Annotated in this window: 18 protein-coding genes and 5 pseudogenes; 12 read left to right on the plus strand and 11 right to left on the minus strand. The window is 65.2% G+C overall.

The annotated features are described in order from the left end of the window. Nucleotides 1-10: 10 nt before the first annotated feature. Nucleotides 11-244 (minus strand): annotated as a pseudogene (locus ACZ7L5_RS31090) (hypothetical protein); the annotation flags it as partial. 128 nt (nt 245-372) lie between these two features. On the opposite strand from ACZ7L5_RS31090, the gene ACZ7L5_RS31095 reads away from it, so the two are divergent. The 4 genes from ACZ7L5_RS31095 to ACZ7L5_RS31110 all read left to right on the plus strand — a co-directional run bounded on the left by ACZ7L5_RS31095 (nt 373) and on the right by ACZ7L5_RS31110 (nt 3,529). Beyond that, entirely contained in the window at nt 373-684 is a 312-nt protein-coding gene (locus tag ACZ7L5_RS31095; protein ID WP_471520774.1) for a hypothetical protein, read from the plus strand. A 548-nt stretch (nt 685-1,232) separates the two neighbouring features. Continuing rightward, nucleotides 1,233-2,027 (plus strand): alpha/beta fold hydrolase, encoded by a 795-nt coding sequence (locus ACZ7L5_RS31100; protein WP_471520776.1) that lies wholly within the window; start codon nt 1,233-1,235, stop codon nt 2,025-2,027. 570 nt (nt 2,028-2,597) lie between these two features. Further along, a complete protein-coding gene (locus ACZ7L5_RS31105; RefSeq protein ID WP_471520778.1) occupies nt 2,598-2,840 on the plus strand; it encodes a hypothetical protein in 243 nt (80 codons plus the stop codon). Between the two features lie 143 nt (nt 2,841-2,983). Further along, nucleotides 2,984-3,529, plus strand: a complete 546-nt coding sequence (locus tag ACZ7L5_RS31110; RefSeq protein WP_471520780.1) for a class I SAM-dependent methyltransferase — start codon at nt 2,984-2,986, stop codon at nt 3,527-3,529. Nucleotides 3,530-3,839: 310 nt separating this feature from the next. On the opposite strand, the gene ACZ7L5_RS31115 is transcribed toward ACZ7L5_RS31110, so the two are convergent. Both ACZ7L5_RS31115 and ACZ7L5_RS31120 read right to left on the minus strand, forming a co-directional pair. Continuing rightward, a complete protein-coding gene (locus ACZ7L5_RS31115; protein ID WP_471520782.1) occupies nt 3,840-4,697 on the minus strand; it encodes a hypothetical protein in 858 nt (285 codons plus the stop codon). Between the two features lie 782 nt (nt 4,698-5,479). Further along, complete coding sequence (locus ACZ7L5_RS31120) at nt 5,480-5,989, minus strand: hypothetical protein (protein WP_471520784.1); 510 nt, start codon at nt 5,987-5,989, stop codon at nt 5,480-5,482. A 276-nt stretch (nt 5,990-6,265) separates the two neighbouring features. Here ACZ7L5_RS31120 and ACZ7L5_RS31125 point away from each other — a divergent pair. Together ACZ7L5_RS31125 and ACZ7L5_RS31130 are read left to right on the plus strand one after the other, a co-directional pair. Next, nucleotides 6,266-6,410, plus strand: a pseudogene (locus ACZ7L5_RS31125) (DUF58 domain-containing protein); the annotation flags it as partial. 445 nt (nt 6,411-6,855) lie between these two features. Then, the gene (locus tag ACZ7L5_RS31130; protein ID WP_471520786.1) at nt 6,856-7,941 is read left to right on the plus strand and encodes a hypothetical protein; all 1,086 of its coding nucleotides are present in this window, start codon (nt 6,856-6,858) and stop codon (nt 7,939-7,941) included. Nucleotides 7,942-7,972: 31 nt separating this feature from the next. Here ACZ7L5_RS31130 and ACZ7L5_RS31135 read toward each other — a convergent pair whose 3' ends face one another. The 5 genes and pseudogenes from ACZ7L5_RS31135 to ACZ7L5_RS31155 all read right to left on the minus strand — a co-directional run. Continuing rightward, nucleotides 7,973-9,094: an IS630 family transposase gene (locus ACZ7L5_RS31135; protein WP_471520787.1), complete on the minus strand. Its 1,122-nt coding sequence runs from the start codon at nt 9,092-9,094 to the stop codon at nt 7,973-7,975. A gap of 215 nt (nt 9,095-9,309) precedes the next feature. Beyond that, the gene (locus ACZ7L5_RS31140; RefSeq protein ID WP_471520789.1) at nt 9,310-9,510 is read right to left on the minus strand and encodes a hypothetical protein; all 201 of its coding nucleotides are present in this window, start codon (nt 9,508-9,510) and stop codon (nt 9,310-9,312) included. Then, nucleotides 9,492-9,689, minus strand: a complete 198-nt coding sequence (locus tag ACZ7L5_RS31145; protein WP_471520791.1) for a pentapeptide repeat-containing protein — start codon at nt 9,687-9,689, stop codon at nt 9,492-9,494. The genes ACZ7L5_RS31140 and ACZ7L5_RS31145 overlap by 19 nt, the downstream gene beginning before the upstream one ends. A 2-nt stretch (nt 9,690-9,691) precedes the next feature. Continuing rightward, nucleotides 9,692-9,919, minus strand: coding sequence for a pentapeptide repeat-containing protein (locus ACZ7L5_RS31150; RefSeq protein WP_471520906.1), 228 nt, complete (start codon nt 9,917-9,919; stop codon nt 9,692-9,694). Continuing rightward, nucleotides 9,853-10,359, minus strand: a pseudogene (locus ACZ7L5_RS31155) (pentapeptide repeat-containing protein); the annotation flags it as partial. The gene ACZ7L5_RS31150 and the pseudogene ACZ7L5_RS31155, both read right to left, overlap by 67 nt. Here ACZ7L5_RS31155 and ACZ7L5_RS31160 point away from each other — a divergent pair. Together ACZ7L5_RS31160 and ACZ7L5_RS31165 are read left to right on the plus strand one after the other, a co-directional pair. Next, nucleotides 10,295-10,489, plus strand: a pseudogene (locus ACZ7L5_RS31160) (helix-turn-helix domain-containing protein); the annotation flags it as partial. The pseudogenes ACZ7L5_RS31155 and ACZ7L5_RS31160 overlap by 65 nt on opposite strands. Nucleotides 10,490-10,710: 221 nt before the next feature. Next, nucleotides 10,711-11,355: an SMI1/KNR4 family protein gene (locus ACZ7L5_RS31165; RefSeq protein ID WP_471520793.1), complete on the plus strand. Its 645-nt coding sequence runs from the start codon at nt 10,711-10,713 to the stop codon at nt 11,353-11,355. A gap of 160 nt (nt 11,356-11,515) precedes the next feature. Here the strand turns inward: ACZ7L5_RS31165 and ACZ7L5_RS31170 are convergent. Further along, nucleotides 11,516-11,866, minus strand: a pseudogene (locus tag ACZ7L5_RS31170) (IS630 family transposase); the annotation flags it as partial. A gap of 732 nt (nt 11,867-12,598) precedes the next feature. On the opposite strand from ACZ7L5_RS31170, the gene ACZ7L5_RS31175 reads away from it, so the two are divergent. The 3 genes from ACZ7L5_RS31175 (at nt 12,599) to ACZ7L5_RS31185 (ending at nt 15,492) form a co-directional block, all read left to right on the plus strand. Continuing rightward, nucleotides 12,599-14,119, plus strand: a complete 1,521-nt coding sequence (locus ACZ7L5_RS31175) for a DNA primase family protein (RefSeq protein WP_471520795.1) — start codon at nt 12,599-12,601, stop codon at nt 14,117-14,119. Further along, nucleotides 14,116-14,502 carry a DUF6009 family protein gene (locus tag ACZ7L5_RS31180; protein WP_471520797.1) on the plus strand — a complete coding sequence of 129 codons (387 nt, stop codon included), beginning with the start codon at nt 14,116-14,118 and terminating at the stop codon, nt 14,500-14,502. Before ACZ7L5_RS31175 ends, ACZ7L5_RS31180 begins: the two co-directional genes overlap by 4 nt. A gap of 600 nt (nt 14,503-15,102) precedes the next feature. Further along, the gene (locus ACZ7L5_RS31185) at nt 15,103-15,492 is read left to right on the plus strand and encodes a nuclear transport factor 2 family protein (protein WP_471520799.1); all 390 of its coding nucleotides are present in this window, start codon (nt 15,103-15,105) and stop codon (nt 15,490-15,492) included. A gap of 977 nt (nt 15,493-16,469) precedes the next feature. Here ACZ7L5_RS31185 and ACZ7L5_RS31190 read toward each other — a convergent pair. Together ACZ7L5_RS31190 and ACZ7L5_RS31195 are read right to left on the minus strand one after the other, a co-directional pair. Beyond that, nucleotides 16,470-16,976, minus strand: a complete 507-nt coding sequence (locus tag ACZ7L5_RS31190) for an ATP-binding protein (protein WP_471520801.1) — start codon at nt 16,974-16,976, stop codon at nt 16,470-16,472. A gap of 154 nt (nt 16,977-17,130) precedes the next feature. Beyond that, nucleotides 17,131-19,809 (minus strand): SAM-dependent methyltransferase, encoded by a 2,679-nt coding sequence (locus ACZ7L5_RS31195; protein ID WP_471520802.1) that lies wholly within the window; start codon nt 19,807-19,809, stop codon nt 17,131-17,133. 206 nt (nt 19,810-20,015) lie between these two features. Here ACZ7L5_RS31195 and ACZ7L5_RS31200 point away from each other — a divergent pair, with 206 nt between their 5' ends. Then, nucleotides 20,016-20,393, plus strand: a complete 378-nt coding sequence (locus ACZ7L5_RS31200) for a hypothetical protein (protein ID WP_471520804.1) — start codon at nt 20,016-20,018, stop codon at nt 20,391-20,393. The last annotated feature ends 257 nt before the right edge of the window (nt 20,394-20,650 follow it).

Genomic DNA, 20,650 nt, shown 5'->3' on the forward strand with positions numbered 1-20,650 from the left:
GTCCGCCGGAGCGCAGTGCCAGCGGTATGCGGCTGGTGCGGGCGAAGTTGACGCATCCGACGACGTCGTGGACGTCGGCCGGATAGGCGATCGCCTGAGGGCGGATGCCGTCGAAGCGCTGGTTGACCAGCAGGCGAGCCTGTTCGTAGGCGGCCTGTTCCGGCCGCAGCAGCACGCCGCGCGGACTCGCCTCCAGCGCCGGCCAGTCCGCCCCGCCGTCCCGGGTGGGCATCCGCCGGGTCATGGTGGCGGGTACACGCGTCCTGCGCAGCGCGGACAGGGTGTGGATGTCGGTGAGTACCGGGTAGTCGAAAGGACGAGGTCCGGTAAGCCGGCGCCGGTGAGGTCCGCGGCGTCCGGGAGGGCGGCCAGTTGCAGACGCCGGTCGGCCACAAGTTCCCCACCGACGTCAACGCGCTGAACGGGGCGCTCGAACTGCGCGAGCCGGTTCCGGCCGTGGACACCTCACACTTCACCGTGGTGCACGGCGTGGTGTCGGCCCGCTTCCAGGGCACCCCCCGACCGGACCGGGAGTCCTTTCTGCTGGCCGGCGGTGAGGGGATCAGCTGGCTGGGCCCCGGCCAGCAGGTCGGTGTGATGCCGAGGTGCGCCTCGGCCAGTTTCATCGATTCGGTGCTCACCTGCTGCTCGATGAGCGTGTTTCCCTGCGCGTCGAGCTTGTAGTACCAGACGCCCTGCGCCGGAGCGGGCCCCGCATGCCGATCAGGAACTCGTCGTCCCCGTCGTTGTCCATTACCCCATCGAAGCGACCGCCATGGTGCTGCGGTCAGACCTTCCCCAGCCCAGCGCCCAGTACGACGCCGTAGGACACCACGGCGTCGTGGCGGACTTGCCCTCGTCGGCGATCTCCAACCTCATGCACTGGTGCTCGGCCGCGGCGAAGCCAGCGTCCACTTGCCCGTGCACATCATGCCCGCGCCGGGGTTCCGCAGCCAGGAGATCTTGCCGTGCGGGGATGGCCCCGCCGCGGATGCCGCTGGACACACCCACCGCAACTGCACCACCGACGCGCCCAAGACGCGCGGCCTCAGCCCCGTGAGAGGGCTACCCAGGACGGCTCCACCTGACCGCGTGCGGCCAGTGGTTGCCGGAAGGCGGAGCGTGTGTCGAGCGCAGCCGCAAATTCAGTTGTGGAAATGCAGGCTGTAGTTCACGCTGGTGCGCTCGCCTGGCGACGTCCCCCTGACCCGTAGTTATGAACAGGAGTAGTTGTGCCCCTCACCGAAGGACCCGCCGGTCCGGTGCATTGGACGGGTAGCGGCCGTGGAGAGCCGGTGGTGTTGCTGCATGGGCTAGGGGGGGACGCGTCGTTCTGGGAGGCGGAGAGGAGTTCGCTGGCAGACCACTTCCGCGTCATCTCGATCGACCTGCGCGGTTCTGGTCTTACGCCGACGTCCGCCGTCGGAGCCCGCATCGACGACCTGGCTGACGACGTGGCAGCGGTCCTGGCCGGCCAGTCCCTCGGCCCGGCCCACGTAGTGGGGTTCTCGATGGGCGGCCTGGTGGCGCAGTCGTTCGCGGCGCGCTATCCCGAGGCCACTGCCGATCTGGTTCTCGCCGCTACCTATGCCGTGATGAATCCGCAGGCCCGGCTGTTCCTCGACGCAGTCCTCGATGTCTACAGCGGCGGAGCAACGCCCCGGCAAATGTTCGATCTCATCTGCCCCTGGCTGTTCTCGACCGCATTTCTCGCGCACCCCGACAACCGCGCCTATCTCCAGTATCCCGAGAACGACCCGATGGAGCAGTCCCTCGACGACTGGAGAGCTCTCTATCTGGCTCAGCGAGCCTTCAACGGAATCGATGCCCTCCCCACGATCAGCGCACCCACCTTGGTCCTCGCAAGCGAGGAGGACCGGCTGGTCTCAGCCCAGGACTCCGAGACACTTGCGCGCCTCATTCCCGGCGCACGCCTACAAACCCTCCCCGGCGGACACCTCTTCAACGTGGAGGCCCACGACGCCTTCATCACTGCTGTGCGCAACCACCACACCCACAGGCACTGAGATACGCCCCGGCTAACACGGGCATGGGCATGGGTCACGTCCGTGAAAGCCACAGGCGCAAGCAAGCCTCCTGGGCTGTGAGGGGAACCCCAAGTCAGCTGCCCCCTTCGAGGGCGCGGGCGCTGACGGAGCCGATCGCGCACCGCGACCAGTCCAGGTCCCGCGGAAGCCGAGTCGTCCTGGAGCAGGCGGTGGCGAACTCGGCCCACGCCCGGGCCTCGGCCCAGTAGTCGGCGAAAGTTGGTCACCCCCGACAGCCCGAAAGCCCGAAACCCGGTGGCAGTTGGTTCCAGGTGTATCCCGAGGTGGCCACGAAGATGATCGCGGTCACTGAGGATGACGGTTTCGTTAGAAACCCCGCTGCCCGAATCAAACGCTTACCTCGCAGCCTCTGCACATGACTCGTGATCCGTTCCAGTGCCGCTGCGTCCTCTGCCATGAATACGGTGACCGGGACGAAGCGGACCGCATTGGATCTGACGATCATCGAGAATGTGCAGCAGCATGGATGGCACGTCGTAATGGTTTCCGAGGACGAGATCGCTCCTGGAGTATGTCCCGCTACTTCAAGTGCGCGAACGCCCTTGCCCTTGGCCTGGCCGCCTGACCACGGTCACCGGCCTGCCAGCAGTGACTAAGGCCATCCTCGCCGTCCGTGTCCGCGCCGGCACACTGATCGGCCCAGCAACGTCCAACCTGAGCCGCCTTGGCCACGTCATCGTCACCGGCCGCGATCCCGTCGCCGTCGACGACCACGCGGACCGACTCCTGCGCCAGATAACGATCACCGTCGACCAGGAGAGCCAGATATGAGCACACCATCCGTCCCGGCAGATACGGCCGGCCATCAGACGACCAGCGCAGCCAGTTCGACCGGCTCTTTCGCAGCGAGGACCACGACAGGGCTTTCAGCAACATCGCACGCTTTCGACCCCGCCCTGCCCCCGGACCTCGACATGTTCTCCTCCCTCTGCGCCGACCTGCACCAGCGACACGGCCTCGTCGACTTCCGATGCGGCTCCGGCGGACCCGGCCTATGGATCGCCGGCCTCGCACACGCGACCCTGGTCGGCCTCGACTTCTCCCCAGTCGCCAACACGCAAGCCCGCCAGCGGGCCGCGGCTCTGCCGGTCGACGCGTCCTTCCACGTAGCCGACTTCGCCAGTCTCCCGTTGAACGAACAGTCCGTGGACCGCGCCTTCTCCCTGGACTCCCTGCAGTACGCCTCTGACCACATCGCCGCAGCCCGGCAGATCCACCGGATCCTTCGGCCCGGCGGACGCCTGGTGCTCACCGGCTGGCAGCCGCACACCCCTGGCGACGAGCGCCCTTCCCCACGCCACCGGCACACTGACTGGACTCGTGTGCTGCGCAAGGCGGGATTCACCGACGTGCACTGCGACGACAACCCCGTGTGGGACTTCGCCTATCAGGAGATCTGCCGCTTCGTGCTGAGGATGCCCGCCGAGCCCGGAACGGCCCTCGCCGGGCTCCGACGCTAGACCCAGGGTCGTCTGCCCACCGCACATCTGCTGCACCGTGTCGCTGTAGCCGCCGTGCGAGGCTGAGCTTGTCTGTACCCGTTGCCTCCGGTGGCCCGATGCCAGAGTGTCAGTGCCCGGTGGTAACTGTAGGGCGTGGAAGATGCGATTTCCCGTGCGATAGCCCTCCTGCGGGAAGCCATGCCGGCAGAGGTCCGGCACCGCCCTATGGGCTGGGAGGCAATGCGGGCGTGGGAGCGCCGGCACAGCGTGGTGTTGCCTTAGCCCGGTTGCCCCGACGGCGCCGAGCCTCAGTCCGTGGCCCGTGGTACTAGGTCCATCGGACGCCCGGCGTCAGTTCGATCCGCGTCGCGTCGTTCTCGCGGAAGATGTAGACGGAGTCGGTTGCCGCATTCCATCCGACGGGTACCACGTAGTAGTTGTCGTCACGCTCGATGAGCAGCCGCAGGCCCGTGTAGCGGTAACGCAGATAAGTGCCCGCACCCAGATCGTCGGCCTTGAGGCCGGACGGGCCGGTCAAGCTCAGACGCTCGGTGCTGAAGAGGACGATCCCGGGCCAGCGGACGACATGGTCCGCTGCCTGCTTCGCCTCGCGATCGCCGAGCTGTGCAGCAAGCAGAGTGAGGGCGAGGAGCAGGAAGGCTAGGGCGGCGAAGAGCGGTACTGCCCTCTCGAGGAGCCCTTGGCCTCTGCCACGCAACGCGGCCTCGCTCTGACCCATCATCAGACCGGCGGCTACCGTGGCGGGGGCAGCCCAGTTCGGCTCGATCCGCGGCCACAGCAGGAAAAGCACAAGGCCAGCTGCCACGAACAGCCAGTACTGCCGCGCCAGGGCGCCCCACGCGGCTGCGGCACGTCGTCGGAGGCGGCTGGTGAGCGGTAGACGCCTGATGAAATGCGGTGCGCTTGTGAGCAGAAGCAGGGCGACCACGGCGACGAGAACCGGTCGCGACAGCAGCTGGAGACTCTCGACTACGTATTCGTTGAATCCAAAGCCGAGGGAGGAAGGAGAGAGATGGAAGTTGCGATAGTACCGGTTGGTGTAGATAAGCCCCACGTAGAACATGAGCGCTGCGATGAAGGACGCCTCTGCGATGACGAGCTTCAGGATCGCTGTCGAGTCGACGTCGCGACCGGAATCCCCGCGTGCATTGTCCGGAGCCGTCACGGTCGGGCGGCGCCTGGGGTGATTCCGTCAGTCGGGACACCACCGTCGCTGCCGTCCGGAGTCGGCTTAGGGCCGTCGCTGCTGGGAGGGGGAGGAGGAGGGGGAACGTTGGTGTCTCCGCCGCCATCAGTCGGGGCCGGCTCGTTGGTGTCTCCGCCGCCGTCGGTCGGGGCGGACGTGTCCGAAGGGGGGGTGGGCTGATCGGTTTCCGGTGTGCTGGTCTCGGTGGTGGCTTCCGGTGATGGGCTTGCCGATGGTTCGTCGCCACCGTCATCCCCGTTACAGGCGGCGACAGCCAGACAACACGCCACCAGTGGGCCGACCAGCGTCACACGGTGGACCGCACGTCGCATTCGGAACCTCCTCGCTTTCGCCCCGGACAGTAGCCTCCGAGGGTGAAACGGACACACGCCCTCCTCTTGTGTCGGCCAACTCCACGCTGATGGCTCAGGCGGCGCCCGAGGGGGAGATTGGCGGAGCGTCGACGTCGACGCTACTGAGCCGAGTACGTTTCCGCGTACCTGGCTGAGTGGGCAGCGGACCAGTAGGAAGCTCGGGAGGTGCGTTCGACGGTAGCTCGCTGGTGCCCAACGGCCCCCTCGCCCTGTCTCTCGCGTCCTGGGATTAGTCGACGAAGTCGGCTACCAGAGTGGCGAATTCGTACGGGCTGGTAGGAGGATGCTCGCCATCCTGCCCGCCCTCACTGACAACGCCCCTGGGACTCGATCAGTTCTTGGCTGGTCAAGGCAGAAGAGAGCTCGCACTGAGCTGAGTGCCAGCTCTCAATCTTCATGCGACACACCGAGGTCGTGGCGCATGGCGGTTCTCATAGTTCGGAGCATCTCCCAGACCTCGTACTGGGCCTGGGCCGCGGTCTCCATTGTTTCGCCTGGTTCGGGGGCACCGCGTTCGAGGCGCTTGACCTGGCCGTAGACCTTGTTCAGGGCTTGGTTGACGACACTCGCTCGCCTGAGTACTTCTTCGGGGGCGATCATCTGTGCTTCGGAGTATCGATCGCGGTGCGCGTTCTTCGCCTCATCGAGTGCGTCGCTGTCGGCCTCCTCCACGCCGCGTTCCCTCATGACGTACAGGTGTCGGTTGAGAGCGGTGGTGAACTGCCGGGCATCCCGGTTGAGTTCCACATAGCAGGTGCGTCTCAGCGAACAGGCCTCGCGAACCTCCTCATGGTCTCGAACGAGCTCGATCTCCAGGCGCTTCGCTCGTTCGGAGCCGCGCTGGGTGAGTAGCGCCCCTCCCAGGGTTCCTGCGACGCCTGCGACAGCGATGATCACTGAGCTGAGATCCACCGACGTACCCCGTGAAATTCTTCGGCCTCGTGCCGGCTGCACATGGCCCAGGCCGTCAAGTTTGCGCTCCTCGGTGCGCCGGGGTTTGGTGCCCTTCTCGTGGTGGGGCGGGGCGGCTGTATGCCTCGCCGGTGGCAAGGACTCACGTCATGACGGATGGCCGGGCGGCGGTTCTTCGAACGCGGCGGCCGGCCAGGCCCGGTACGAAGCCGTTTCGGTGCACTGGCCGGGGAGCCGGCCTTCCGCACAGGTTCCTGACCCCCTGCGGACCCGGGCATCCTCGCGGTCAACGCCCCCCTGGTAGCGGCCTGCGCCTGCGACTTCGCCCTGGCCGCCCCCGTACGCCGCCTCGGCCTGACCCGCTCAGGCGACACCTCCGTACGCCTGGGCGAAACGTGTGGCGTGAGCCTATTCGGCGGAGCCGGTCTCCCAGGGGCGCGGAGATCGGTGGCCAGCGGCCGCGCGAGCCGGAGCTGGGCAAAGGCGGCGATCACTAGCCACGTCCACCGGTCGGAAGCCGGCGAGCTGCGAATTCGGGGCTTGGTCTACTCGAGTGTCTGCTTGAAGAGGCGGCGCACCTGGCTGGAGGAGCAGGCGGGAATCCGCCAAAGGCCCTTCGCGCGCCTGGACAAGTCAGCCTTTCACCTGTCCGCCGCTCGGGCGGGAGCCCTCATCGTGAAACTGGCACCGCTAGTGCTGTGATCACATACGTTCACGGGGTTCCGTGACACACACTCGTCCGGGTCCGTGACATCGAGGCCGCTGCCTTGCGTTCGTGGCAACCGCTAGCGGCCACGGCCGCTCCCTGTAGGCTCTGCTGCGATCACAAGCGTGGACTCGGAGGATGGACGTTGACGGAGGCGCAGCGCCGCCACATCGACCCGATCGAAGCCATAGAGCATCTGCTTGCATTGTGGCTGCCGCGATGGCGCTTGGCGGTCGTCGGCGGCGAAGCTCAGGCGTCCTACGAGGAAGAGTGGACCGCCGCTCCCTCCCTGGCCGAGGTGTCGGACTACGGGAGGTTCCCGTTTACGTTCGCCGGCCTCGACGGGCGGCGTTATCCGGTAGCCGTTGAGCGGTTTGACATCGAAGACCCGGACGAGACATGTGACGGCCCCTTGCATGCCTCGTGGGGCCTTCCGGACGACGGTGCGGAGCAGGCGTTCGCGTTCCTCGTCGAAGCGTTGGAGTCGGGACCTGACGGCCTGGACCGGCGAGGCCGGGCGCTTGCCGGATATCTAGCGGGCTGCCGGGCGGCAGACGGTACGGACCTGCTGCGGATCACGGTGGCCGCCGAGCCGGGCGGTCTCGCGCTGGACGATGAGCTGCACCTGCTCGTGCGCTCCGGCAAGACGACAACGCGTCTGGCACTGGCCCCCATGCCGGTCGCCTCCGCCGCCAACGATGGGTCCGAATACCGGATCGCCTGCGTTACAACACTGCTCAGCGAATTCCTGCGGATCAACAACGTCGACGCGGTGACCTTCGATGTGACCTTTGGAACCCATGACATCGACTTGAGCGTCGCCGACCCTGACGCTGCCTTCCGTGCGGGCTGGGCTGGAGATTGCCACTGGCTGATCGCGGAGGAGGGCGACAATGAAACCGACGACGTCCTTTGGGCACTGGATGCCGCTTCCTTGAAAGCCGCGCTGACACAGTCCGAGCAGAACATGGTCGCGGTGGCCCGAGCTCAGACCCTGATCTGGGAATTCGACTCCACGACGCCTGAGATCCCCGGCGATGAGCTCGTCTCCTGGCTCGCCCGCGAACTCCTCGAAACGATCGTCACCGAGACCACTGGGGCGTCCGGAATCCCACCTGTCCTCGCCTATGCCAAGAACTTTCCCCTCGAATCGGTCCTGGACGGCGAGGGAGATTCCTGTCTCCTCCTGGTCGGGGCACAACGCACCGCCCTCATCTACATCAGCGGCTAGCGCTGTTGCGGTATAGATCCCCCGTGTTGGATCACGCAGCCGTTTTGAGGGGGCCTCCACCCCAACGGATGCCTTTCTCGCTTCGGATGCGGGCACGTTCCTTGCGTTCGGCGGCCAGGACATCGCGGTGGCGGGCGTTGGCGTTGCGCCAGTGCAGGTAGGCGTGCAGGGTCCGGGTCTGCACGGGGTGGTTGGGGTGGTTGGAGTTGGCGATGGTGAACTGCCTCAGCGGTCTGAAGTGGGCCTCGATGGGGTTCGCCCACGAGGCGTAGGTCGGGGTGAAGCACAACCCGACCTTGTTCTTCTCCGCCCAGCGACGGATCTTGTCGCCCTTGTGGGCTGACAGGTTGTCCAGGATCACGTAGATGGGGGCTCCGTCGGCCCGGGAGGCGCGGATCGACTTCAGCGCGGCCAGCGTGTTCGCGGCGCCCTTTCTGCGGCGGTTGACACCCCAGAGAGTGTCGTCGCCGACCGAGTAGCAGCCGTGGAAGTACCGCACCCCGTGGGTGCGGTGGTAGGTGGCCGGCAGCCGGTCGGGGTGTTTGCGTGCGGTCCAGCCGGAGCCGGCGGCGGGCCTGATCCCGAGCGGTCCGAACTCGTCGAAGGCGAAGACCCGGTCAGGGAAGCGATCCAGGACCTCCTCGATGCGGTCCAGCTTGGCGTCGCGTTCGAGGTCCGGGGACTCCTTCCAAGCCTTGGTTCGCTGGAAGGTGATGCCGCGGCGAGCGAGCAGGCCGCGTAACGCCTCGCGGCCGATGAGGATCATCCGGCGGTGCACTTTCCGCAGGTAGGCGACGAGCTTACGCAGGGACCACCGGGTGAAGGGCTGGCCAAGTTTGGTGGGGCGGGTGGTGGCCGTCTGGATGACGAAATCTTCCTCGTCAGGGGTGAGTCGGCGGGGACGGCCTCCCGCCCACTGAGGGTCCAGGCAGACCAAGCCGGTCTCGTTGTAGCGGTGGATTACGTCCCGGACGGTGTCCTCATCGGCCTGGACCAGCTGAGCGATCACTGGCACACGGTTCCCGCCGGCCGAGGCCAGCAGCATCATTGCGCGCCGGTAACGCACCGAGTTGGTGCTGCCGCGGCGCACGATCTGCTGCAGCTTCTGCCCTTCCTGATCGGTCAGTCTACGCACACGGACAGGCTCGGCCACGACGCCTCCAACGGTCGGATCAGACGTCACCGCGCATCCAACCGCGACGACCACCAACCCGGCGAACCTATGCGGTCACAGCACTAGGTGGCCGTCGGAAGGCAGGAGACCACCTCGCCCTGCAACGAGTTCCGGGACGTACTTTCGCACCACGATGCCGCTGATGCCGGTCAGGCGCTCCGCGGCCGGCGCCCCGACGTCTTCTTCGGCGGCCGTCAGCCGGTCTCGGTGACCAAGGCGTCCTGCATGACGAGCTCCGTGGCGGGCTGATTGACCAGGATGTCGTACAGGTCGGCAAGCAGCCACACCACGAAGCTGTGCGCCACGGCCTCCTGCGGAGGGATGATCCCGAACTGGTCGCGCCAGGCCACGAGGTCCACTCCCATCGCGGCGGCCGTCAGCACTGCGGTGACCATCGGCACCTGAGCGGGGTCGGCCAGCTTGAAGTCGGGGAGCCTGCGATCACTGCCGGTATCAGATCGCTCAGCGGGTCGAGACGCCCCTCCTCCCCCTCCATACCGCGCAGATCGGACTTCATCAGGTCCACGCCGCGCAGGTCCGCACCCCTCAGGTTCACGCCGAATAGGTTAGCCATGATCAGGGTCGCTCGCGCAGAGTCGCGTCGAGCAGGTTCGCGTCCTTGAGCTTTGCACCGCCCAGGTCGGCGCCGCGCAGATTCGCCTCCAACAGATCCGCGCCGCGTAGGTCTGCGCCATCGAGGGACGCGCCACGGAGTCCGCGGTAGCCAATATCGCGCCGCTCAAGTCTGTCTCCGTCAGGTGTGCCTCGCGGGGGTTTGCGCCGTACAGATCTGCGTCGCTCCAGTGTGTCTGGCTCAGATCCGCGGCTGCTAGGTGAGCACTCGGTGGATCGCTTTCGCTGTCTGAAGGCCAAGGGGCAAGGTCGGCCTGAGGCAGCCAGGCCGAGTGGAGGTCTAGGGCAAACTGCTTGTCGTGAGCGACATCGCGGGTAACGAGGACCGTGACGGCCGCTTGCACGTCGGCCGGGGCACCCCGGTCCTTGGCGGGACGCTTGCTGGCGTGGGTGCGGACGTAAGTAGCCAGGATGGTGGCGATGGTCGGGTGGTCACGGTGTGAGTCCTGCACGATGCGCTCAAGGGCACACTGACTTCGGCGTCTTGGGGTCTGGATCTGTGTCGGGATTGGTGACGCGGTCCGTCCGGGCTGGTACGTCGGAGGCATGCGGTATCCGGATGAGGGCGGGCTGACCGCAGAGCAGCGCAAGCGCCGGGAAGAGGTGCGCATGCGGGCCGTTGACCTCTTCGAGGAGGACGGAGGAAGTCCCTGCATCGCCAGGGAGTTACGGGTGGGTGAGAAGTCGGTTTACCAGTGGCGCCGTGGCTGGAGGAGGGACGGACGCGAGGTGCTGTGCTCCATCGAGCGCGATCAGTAGCCGAAGAAGTGAGGCGGCATCTGCCTGACTTGCACGCACTCCAGCCGCCGCCCCTCTGGCCATTGGATTAACGGTCGGCGGGTGTCGTCGCCTGTCATCACGGAGTCCCCTCGCGCGGCCCAGAGACGGCCCCAGTCGGCTGCATCGGGGGCACGGCCACAGTCTACGGAGGTTGTCAGCAGCAGGTGGCAGGATGCCGTGCCATGACAGCACCGATCAGTGAGTCGTGGACGCGAATCGAGAACTGGCTGGCCGAGCACGCCCCGGCGACCTACGCCGCGCTGGCGCCGCCCGCGGATCCGGCGGACATCGCCGCAGCCGAACGCGTCATCGGCCGGCCACTGCTGAAGCCCTTGGTGATGTCACTCTTGCGGCACGACGGTCTCCTCGACCAGCGATTCTCGCTTCTGCCAGGGTTCTACAGACCGATGAGTGCACGCGAGATAGCGGATGAGTGGCGACTCTTCACCCGCTTCTACGACAAGCGTACGGCGGACGAGGAAGGAGAGGAGGTGGACTACGACTTCATGAAGATCGGGGCCAGCCACGTCCTGTACGGACATCCGCAGTTGATCCCCATCGCGCGGAAGGTTGGCGGGGGTTACCTCGTACTGGACCACCGTCCCGAGATCGACCGGGGGCGCGTCCACGACGCTGAGGCCACGGAAGGCATTATGCGTGGATCACACGAGATGTGGACGTCTCTGTCGGTGCTCATGGAGACGATCGCCACGTCTCTCGAGACTAACCAGCCCCTCAACGACTACATGCCCGTAGTGGACGAGGAGCAGAGGCTGTACTGGGACTTCATACCGCTCCGCAGTGACCGGACTTTGCATCGGTCATGACACAGCAGCGGATAGTGAAGTCGGTGGAGCTGCTTCGGGGCGAGTGATCACGGCCCCGTAAGCTTCTGGCGAGTCGGGCAGTGTGTGGACTGCCCGTTACCTGACTATGGCATATTTGGGTCAGTTCGGTCTGTCGAGAGTGAGGCCGGTCCCGGCGAGGGAGCTCGGGCGCGTATCCGGGCAGCAGGATGACCGTCGGCAATTCCTGCTCGGCCACGAGCGCCTGCATCGTCTTGGAGGTTTGGGTGCTCAACCGGTCCCACACCACGATGAGCGGGGCCTTGAGCAGCTGGTGGGCGCCGTTGAGCAGGCGGATGTAGTTCGTCTCGCTCAGCGAGCGACGCTCGCCCTTGCGGCCGGTGTGCCGGCGCAGCCGGTAGCACAGGCGGGCGGGCGGGCCCGGCCTGAAGCACAGCAGTCTGGCCACCGACAGGCGGCCACGGCTTCTGCCGAAAACGCGCACTGTCGGGGTGATCCCGCGCCGACCCCAGGTGCGGCCCTTTGGCGGCCTGCAGTCCTCTACGTTTGAGGCGCTGGCGAGGAGCGTCTGCCCCTGGCGGTCGACAACGGGTCAGTGTCGGCGGGCGGCGCCGTGCCCATACACACTTCGCTAGTGTGTTTCCGTTGTTGGGTTGCTTGGGTCGCTGAGGGGGCTCTGCCCTGCTGGTCGACACGGCGCCGACTTCTACCATGAGGTGCGCATTCCGTATCCACACTTCGCTAGTGTGTTTCTGTTGCTTGAGTCGCTGTCAGGGGGAAGCATGTGTGCTGAGCTGCGAGTTGTGCGCAGCTGCTCACGGCGTGTTTGTCCCGGTTTGATAGCTTATACGTCCTGTTCGACTACAGCTCAGCCGGGCCACAGCTGTAGCGCGCGCTGCCGAGCCTGCCAATTGGCTGCACACACTCTTCGCAACAGTCCATGCCACTCATTCGACTGCTCGTGTCAACCCGCCGCCGGTGTTAGGAGCGCCCGCCTGGGACGGACGCTTCCTGCCGGTTTGGCGGATTTCATTTTCTGCCGAGCAACGTCCGAACAGGCTGGCTGCCGAGGGGAGTTCCACCTCACTGCACTCACATGGGAGGCACCGGTCGCGGCGGGGTGGCCCCTTCCTGAGGTGCCTTCTGATCACGTACTTGCCCAGGCCGCTGTCGTCAATAGCCATGATCAGGAGGTACGAGCCCGCCAGACTGCATCGAGCCCTGTAGCCCATAGTGCTGGTAGAGCCTCCGTGAGGAGCCGTACATGACGGCTTCTGATGATGGAGGGCGCCTGTTCGATTTCGATTCGCAGGCTGTGGCTGCGCGCATCCTCGCGGCACCAGCGCACCTTCCCACTCAGCTGCGAGAGCCGCAGTTCACGATGGGCGAGGTCGCAACAACTACTGCAACCGGACTGCTCCCGGACACACTGAGCGACCGGGGTAATGCGAAGCTCTTTGCCAGTCTCTATGCCGACGACTACCGGTACGTCCCTGGTCTGGGCTGGTTCAAGTGGGCTGAAACCCGTTGGCAGATGGACGAGGACGACACCGTTGTGTGGGCTGCAGGTGACCTCGCGGAACGCCTTGCTGATCATGATCCACGCGGCGTTTTCACCACTGCAGTTCTGCAACAGCACCGCCGCCGCTCGCTGTCCACGGCTGGTATGAACGCAATGCTGAGCCAGGCCAGGTCAGCGCCCGGAATGGTTGTGAGCGCAGCGACACTTGACGCAGACCCTTACGCTTTGTGTACCCCTGTCGGGATCGTGGATCTACGCACCGGTCAGATTCGGCGCGCCGACCCGCAGAGGGACTACCACTCCCGTTCGACATCGGTAGGTCCTCAGCCGCGCCCTACTCCTCGCTGGAATCGCTTCCTGGCGGACACCTTCGGGGATGACCGAGAGGGTGCGGAAGTTGCTGACTTCCTGCACTTGCTTCTCGGATACTCGATCACCGGCGATGTAGGTGGTCAAGTCCTGCCATTCCTTTTCGGTGCAGGCAAGAACGGAAAATCGGTTCTTCTGGACGTGCTGATGAAGCTGCTGGGTGACTACGCCGATGCTGCCCCGCCTGGTTTCCTCATGACCCGTCCCTACGAAGGCCACCCCACTGACCTTGCGGAACTCCACGGGCGACGTGTGGTGGTCTGTTCCGAGGTGAAACCAGGCGATAAGTTTGACGAAGCCCGGGTGAAGCTTCTGACCGGTGGTGATCGCATCAAGGCGCGCCGCATGCGCCAGGACTTCTTCAGCTTCGAACCCACTCACAAACTCTGGCTCCTGGGCAACCACCATCCCGAAGTTGGAACGGGTGGTTTCGCGTTCTGGCGCCGCATGCGGCTGATCCCGTTCGAACGCGTTGTCTCTGACGACCGAAAGATCGACAACCTTGCCGATGTGCTCGTTGCGGAGGAGGGGCCTGGCATTCTCAACTGGCTGATCGAAGGAGCCGGCCGTTACCTTGCGGGGGACAGGGACCTCACAGGCCCAGCACGCGTACGTCTAGCGACTACGGCTTACGCCGAAACAGAGGATCATACCGGCCGGTTCCTGGGGGAGTGCTGCACGATCAATCCTGAATTCCGAACTGAGCAGGCTCGTCTGTACGCCGCATACAGGCACTGGTGCCAGAATGAGGGAGCTCCCGCGATCTCATCCCGGGCATTCGCAAGCCGGGTACGCGAAACGATCGGGTTGTGCTCCCTCAAGGACATGATCCTTTCCAACCAGCGCAAGTACTATCCGGGCATCGGGCTCAATGCCGACGAGGAGACAGAGTGAGCTCCCTTATTACCGAGGATGAGATCAAGCACGAGACTGACTTCGTCTGGCTTGAAGACACAGCAGACCTCGACTATGTGCGTCAGAGCCTCGACCGGCTGCCTAGCAGGCGAGCGAAGCCTGCATACCATCGCGACGGACGTATGGTGGGCTACGCGATCCTGGGGCCGAGAGCCAAGGCCTCCCCGTGCTCAGGCACTTTCCGCAGGCGTGTCTTCTGGCTGCTGCCGCACGATCGCGACAGCGACCCTAAAGGTGTCTATGCGACAGGAACACCGGCTGAGGCTGTTGACCCGCGGACACTCGTACCGGCCCGCAAGGGGTACAAGACCGAGCGATCCGACGGGCGGACTTCTGTTCGCGATGCAAAGTACATGAGGTAACTATGCCAATCCTGCCTTCAGCGACTGCAGCAAGAGTTGACACTGACGAGGATTCTTGAAGCGGGCGCTGGCCGGCAGTTTCATGAAGTTCCAAGCCGGCGACGGGCGGGGGTCGTTTTCCGACGGCTTCCTGCCGTGACGAGTACGGCGATCGAGGAGGTACTGCTTCCCCGGATCGACGTGTGGTGGAGGGCGCCAGCGACTCTTGCGGTGCCTTGGTGGTTGAAGTGGTGCCCGCGGCGCGGTCGGGCTGCCGGGAGCAGGCGAGGCGTCTGCGCTCACGTACGACACAGATGATCGCAGCCAGGGACTCGCGGTCATTAGCCCGAGGTCGACCTCCGCCTTGCGGACACTTCGCCTCGGTCGGTGGCACCACCCGCCGGAACAGTACCCACAACTCGTCGGGTACCAGCCACTCAACAGATATACCCTCCACTGCTCGACGAACCGGTCTCAGCACCAGGAACGGCGTCCTAGGGCCGTGTGTGTGGCAGCGTTGGGCTACCTGAGACTGCGGGGGCTCCTGGAACAGGCTGTGCGTCGCTTGCCAGCAGTTAATCCGGTTGCGGTAGGCGCGGTGGAGACGGCGAGAATTACTCCATGGCTAGTGCAACAGATGATGTGAACCAAGCGATTGCGGCCGAGCTGCAGCTCATGGACCCGCGTGTTCGGGCCTCGCGGGAACGCGCCGCGCAACTCCTTGATCCGGAGTTCGTCGAGGTGGGTGGGTCGGGGCGGCGGTGGACACGTGATGTCATGCTCGATGAACTGCCGGACCATCCGGGCAGTTCGGTGGACGCTCCCCGTTATGAACCTTCGGGGATGTCGGGCGTGCTACTTGCCCCGGGGTTGGTGCATCTGACCTTCGAGACCATGATCGGCGAACGCAGGACCAGGCACAGTTCGATCTGGCGCAACAGAGACGGAGCCGCCGCGGGCTGGCGCATGTACTACCACCAGGCCACCCGGGTGCCGCCTGGCGTGGACTGAGCCGTTGCTGATCCGCCGATGTCGGTAGGGGTTTTGTCGGCGCTGTCGGCGCTGTTGGCGCGCCGCGGGCCGCTTCTTTCTGCGCGGCCTGACGCGATGCAGAGGGGGTCAGAACCACAGTTCGGCGGTGCTCTGTGGCTATTGTTCACCGTCGGTGGATTCCACGATGTTGTGGGAGCTTGCTTGCACGCGGCTGGAGCCTTCAGGTGAGGGCCCCAGCCGTCGGCCGGCCAATGGTGGCATCGCTCCGCGACGGTCGATCACGAAAGCCGACCTTGCAGCTGATCCCTGTTGGTCGCCCTTCGTGCTTCCTATGGCGGGCAAAGAAGGGGAGCGCCGGTCTGCGCCGTTGGGATCCGCCTGGGTGTCGTTGACGGCCTAATGCGCCGCTCACCTGGCCGAATGTGGTCCGGCCGACTTCCTTGAGTCGCTGACCGCGGCCTGTCGAGTCTGCCCCGCACCTCGTGGCGTTTGTTCGCCGATCGCTGGATCTCCCACGGCCTGCCAGTTGCCGTCGCAGGACCTCCCAGAACGCAGCAGTCCTAGTTCACTGATACGGATGCCGAGGGTGAAGCGACTTACGGTGCCAGTCCGTTCCATCATGCGTTGCACGCGGCGTTGCACCGTACGGTGCCCGAGCGACAGCCTGTGACCTATCGCGACGTCCGGCAGGTTAGCTCGCATGAGCTGCAGGATCTGGAAGTCAAGGTGGTCGGAGCAAGGGTTCGTGAGTGTTTGCGACTCATTCGCTATCGAACCTAGGTTCGATTCCGAGGGGTACCGTTTCATATGGGGTCGCTCCTGACTAGCGATACGAGACGGTTCGTCTTGGCCTAAGGGTAGATGAGGGCACGGGTTGATCCGTGCGTGCTAGGGGGCCTAGCGCGGGACGCGGAGAGTTCTTTGGTTGCGCTGTATCCGAGCCGGGCTGCCCAATGTTGCGGCGATGCGCGTCTCAGCGAAGTCGAGCGGGGGCATCAAAGGCCTTGAATGCGGCATGTGATGTGCTTGCCTCCGCCGGGATCCGGATGCATTTCCCAGCCGGGAGCGATGACGTCCAGCAGTGCGAGGCCGCGCCCGCTTTCTGCGTCCGTATCATCGAGCGCGGTTCGCCGGTCCGGAACCACGAAGACTGGTTCCGGATCATGAACGGTGATCTCGACACCGTCTTTCACATTGACCGCGACCAGCAGGGGCACATTGGTGCCGCACGCCCTGATGGCGTTTGACACGAGCTCTGAGACGGCGAGTACCGCGCCATCGCGCTCCTCCGGTCCGACCCCTGCCTCGCAGAGCGTGGCGCAGACGAGACGGCGCAGTTGAGCTAGATGATCGGCCGAGGCGTGCATATGGACGCAGCATTTGGTGGGGCCGCGTGCGGCGGTGAAGCGGCACTCCACCGCCGATTCTGGCCGATCGGGCGAGACTGTGCGCTCGAGGATCTCGGTGCTGGGGCGCTTCAGCTGGGTGGTTGTGGCGTTCATGTGAACGACGTTAGGAGCGTGCTCTCACCGGGAGGAGTGTGCAGCCGCGGAGTGTCTATGTGCTTTCGCCGCTGAATGGAGGACGTTGGTGTGCGCCCGCGCCCGCATCGTGTGCAGGCGCCTCGTGGCCTGGTCCGCGGCGCCTGTGGGGAGCCTACGGGACGCGCGCCACTCCACCCCACATGCACGCTTGAGCATTCGTGGGCCAAAGGTACTCAGGCTCGTCCGGGTGCCAGAGTTGCGTGGAGACGATGCCGGGCTCGATCAGCTCAAGGCCGTGGAAGAATGGCTCAATCTCGGCGAGGCTGCGGAAAGTCAGACGGTAGCCGCAGCGGCGGTACTCCTGCTCGATGGCCTCAGCCATCTCTGGGTCGAAGTCCGGAGTCAAGTGTGTGAACACCACATAGCTGCCCGTGGCGAGCCGGTCGACGAAGCACCGCACAATCCGCTGTGGATCCTGCTCGTCCCGGATTGACTGCACTACGGCGTTCATGCTCAGCGCGATGGGCCGCCGGAAATCGAGCACGTCCAGGACCTCTGGTGAGTCCAGGACACTCACCGGATCGGTGATGTCGGCCTGAATGTAGGCACTCTGACCAGGGGGGCCGACCAGGCGGCTGGGGGCGTAGGCAACCACTTCCGGATCACGGTCCACGTAAACCACCCGCGCCGTTTCGTCAACAGACCGTGCGATCTCGTGCAGGCTCGGCGGTGTCAGCACACCCGTGCCGAGATCCAAGAACTGCCGAAGCCCCTGCTTTGCGAGCCACAGGGTTGCCCGGTGGCCGAAGCTCCGGTTCGAACGCGCGGCAACGACTGTGGCCGGAGCGTTCTTGATGACTGCTTGCGCGGCCCTCCGGTCAGCCACGTAGTTGGTGGTGCCACCCAAGTAGTAGTCATACATCCTGGCGGTACTCGCCTGTTCCGTCTCCCCGCTCTTGCGGTCTGCTGCCGAGATCGGCCCTGCAGCTGTGCCTTCCGGATTCAGTCGCCGGTCCAGGGCTTGCGGCCAGCCTGCCAAGTCCTCTGCGCCGTCGAGATACAAGGCCAAGGCCAGCTCGTGGCGCTTTCCTGGATAGGAGAGCATCAGGTGAGTCAAGGCACCCGCCCTTCGCAGCGCCTTGCTCACCGTGTTGCGGTGGACTCCCAGAGCCGCTGCGGTCTCCTGACTGGACAAGTTGTGTCGCACCCAGGTAACCAGCAGCTCCCGGAGTTCGCCGGACAACGGCTTGAGTACTTCTTGCTTCCACTCCTGCGCCCGCGGATGGTCCAGGGCCACGCCCAGTGACACTGGCCGCTCCAAGTCCTTCGGTGTCGGCGGGGGGAGAGTCGACAGTCGCAAGGCAAGGTCCAGAGCCACACGATCCCAGAGTGAGCTTCTGCTCAGTCCGCACATTCTGGACAGCTCCGTCAGCTTCTTGCTGATGGTTGAAACGGACCATCCACCCAATCGGTTCATGGCCTCGGCCTCACCGAGGAAGATCGCCGTCCGGCAGATCCGCAGCAAGTTCTGACGCTCCTCCTGCGAGCAATCACTCCGCTCTGTCGCAGGCCGCAGGAGTTGCGCCGCCCAGATCCGGGCGTCCAGACCTAGCCGGCCGACAAGCGCGGCCCTCCCGTCATGCACTGCGATCCTCTGGTGCAGCGACCTGCCTTCCTCGAGTGCCTCCGTTGCCTGGTCGTAAGCCGTCTCGGTCTGCTCCCACGGCGTGGCGGGACTGACACCCGCGACGCGGCCCGGAAGGGCGCCGACCACCGGTTCCAGCAGGAACGCCGTCCCGGTGCTGCGGCCGCTCGGGACCAGAGCGATGACCTGGCGGTGCTGCACCGGACACAGCAGAACGAGCGCATGCTGCGGACTCAGAGTGCGCTCCACCTCGCTGGCCAGGGTCCCGCGATTCTCGCCGGGCGCCCCCTCCACGATGACCACCTCGCCCGCGCCCGCCGAGACGAACCCGGGGAGCAGTGGCTGCGCGGCGCGTGCTGCGGAAGGCAAATTTCCGTCCATCAGGTGCTGGAATACCGAGACGCGAATGGCCATCGATGCCTCCGCCAACCGCGCCTCCCGTACGTCCAGGCTCTCCGCACGCAGCACCGAGGTCACCCCCAGTGCAGTTCTCTGAATCAGCGCCTGCTCGCTGCCAGACCACGGCTGGGTTTGCGGGCGGACGGCGACCATCAGGTGGTAAGGCCGGCTTCCGACAGGATGGACGAGCGCTTGCTCATCCGGCGAGGTCAACCACAGGGCCTCACTGGTACGGCCTGTCACCAGATCTCGCAGCGCTGCTCCGTGTTCCAGCAGCGGCGCGAGCATTCCCGCGTCGTCAAGGTCGGGAAGCAGAGTCACGCGACCTCCGATGCACTGTTGCAGATGGTTCACCAGGGCATCCGGCCCGCGGCCGTCCAAAAGGAGCCGTGACAGCAGTTCGGCGTACTGCTCTGCTAGGCGGGCGCGACGCTGTTCAGCTTGCGCCCAGTCCTGTACGGCTTCCAGTTGCAGACGGAGAATGCGTTCGACCAGCTCAGCGGTGGTGCTGGGTACACTGGGCACCAACACGGGGACGGCTGTGGGCACAGACAACAATCGCTCGTCCGCGTCGGGAATTTCGGTGACCACCAAGCCCACGGCGCCCGCACGGGCCATGAACGCAGCCCTCTGACGCATCTGCTGCGCATCTCCATGCCAGTCAGAGGGGCTGCGGATGACGATCAACGAGCCCTTGCGCACCTTCCCCTCCGTGGTCACATGGTCCACTTCCTGGGCGGCGGCAGCCGTGGACACTGGAGCGAGGCACCGCAAAACCGGGTGTTCACCCTCGATGAGGTCGTTCAAGGTCAACACAGGACAACACCGCCATGACTCACTCTTCAGAGATGCGCGACGTTCACACCAGAAGGATAGCGAGCAAGGATGTGCCTAGGGGAAGCCCGGCGTACCACTGGCTATCCCTCTTGCCGCCCGATGGGAAGGCATATGCACACGGCCGGTCCGTGCCCGCACACAGTCATCTCTGCCTATCGTGTCGTAACGTCGCCCACATGCGCCGTTTGACTTACCTACTTCGCGCGGAACTCGATCTGGTCGATGAAGATCAGCTTCTTGAGCAGGCGAAGGAGCATGCGGCCGAGCTTCCGGCAGGCACAAAAACAGACACGGTCCACGATGCACTACGAACTCTCTTCGTTGCCTGCGACCAGGAGCTCATCGAGGAGCCTGGCGCGTTCGGGCTTCGCGCTCACCTCATCAGCGTCATTTTGTCGAGCCATGCCGAAGAATCCCCGGACTGGCTGGACGATCCATTCCCCGGATTGCCCATGAACTCGGTGATCTGCAGAGCTGACACTGGCTACGCACTGGATGCCCAGCACTACGACAAAGATCTTCTGCTTGACGCATGGAAAGCTCGATGCAAGTGATTGTGCACCGCCACTCTGCGGCGTCGCTCTCGCCCCGGTTGAATCGCGGTGGCGTTGACGACGACGGTCACATGGTGTGTGTCGGAGGGACCTACTCAGGGGCGACAGCGCGGTTTGCTTCGGCATCCGCTGTGCTTGGTCACTATCACTTCCTCCATCGCAGGCACCCCGAACGCTTCATGATGACCACATCGCTGCCGGTGCTGGAGACCTCTGGAGCCAAGCGACTGCCCATCGCGCGCATTTCCAGCCCCTGC

The sequence above is a fragment of the Streptomyces sp. NPDC107528 genome (assembly GCF_055639295.1).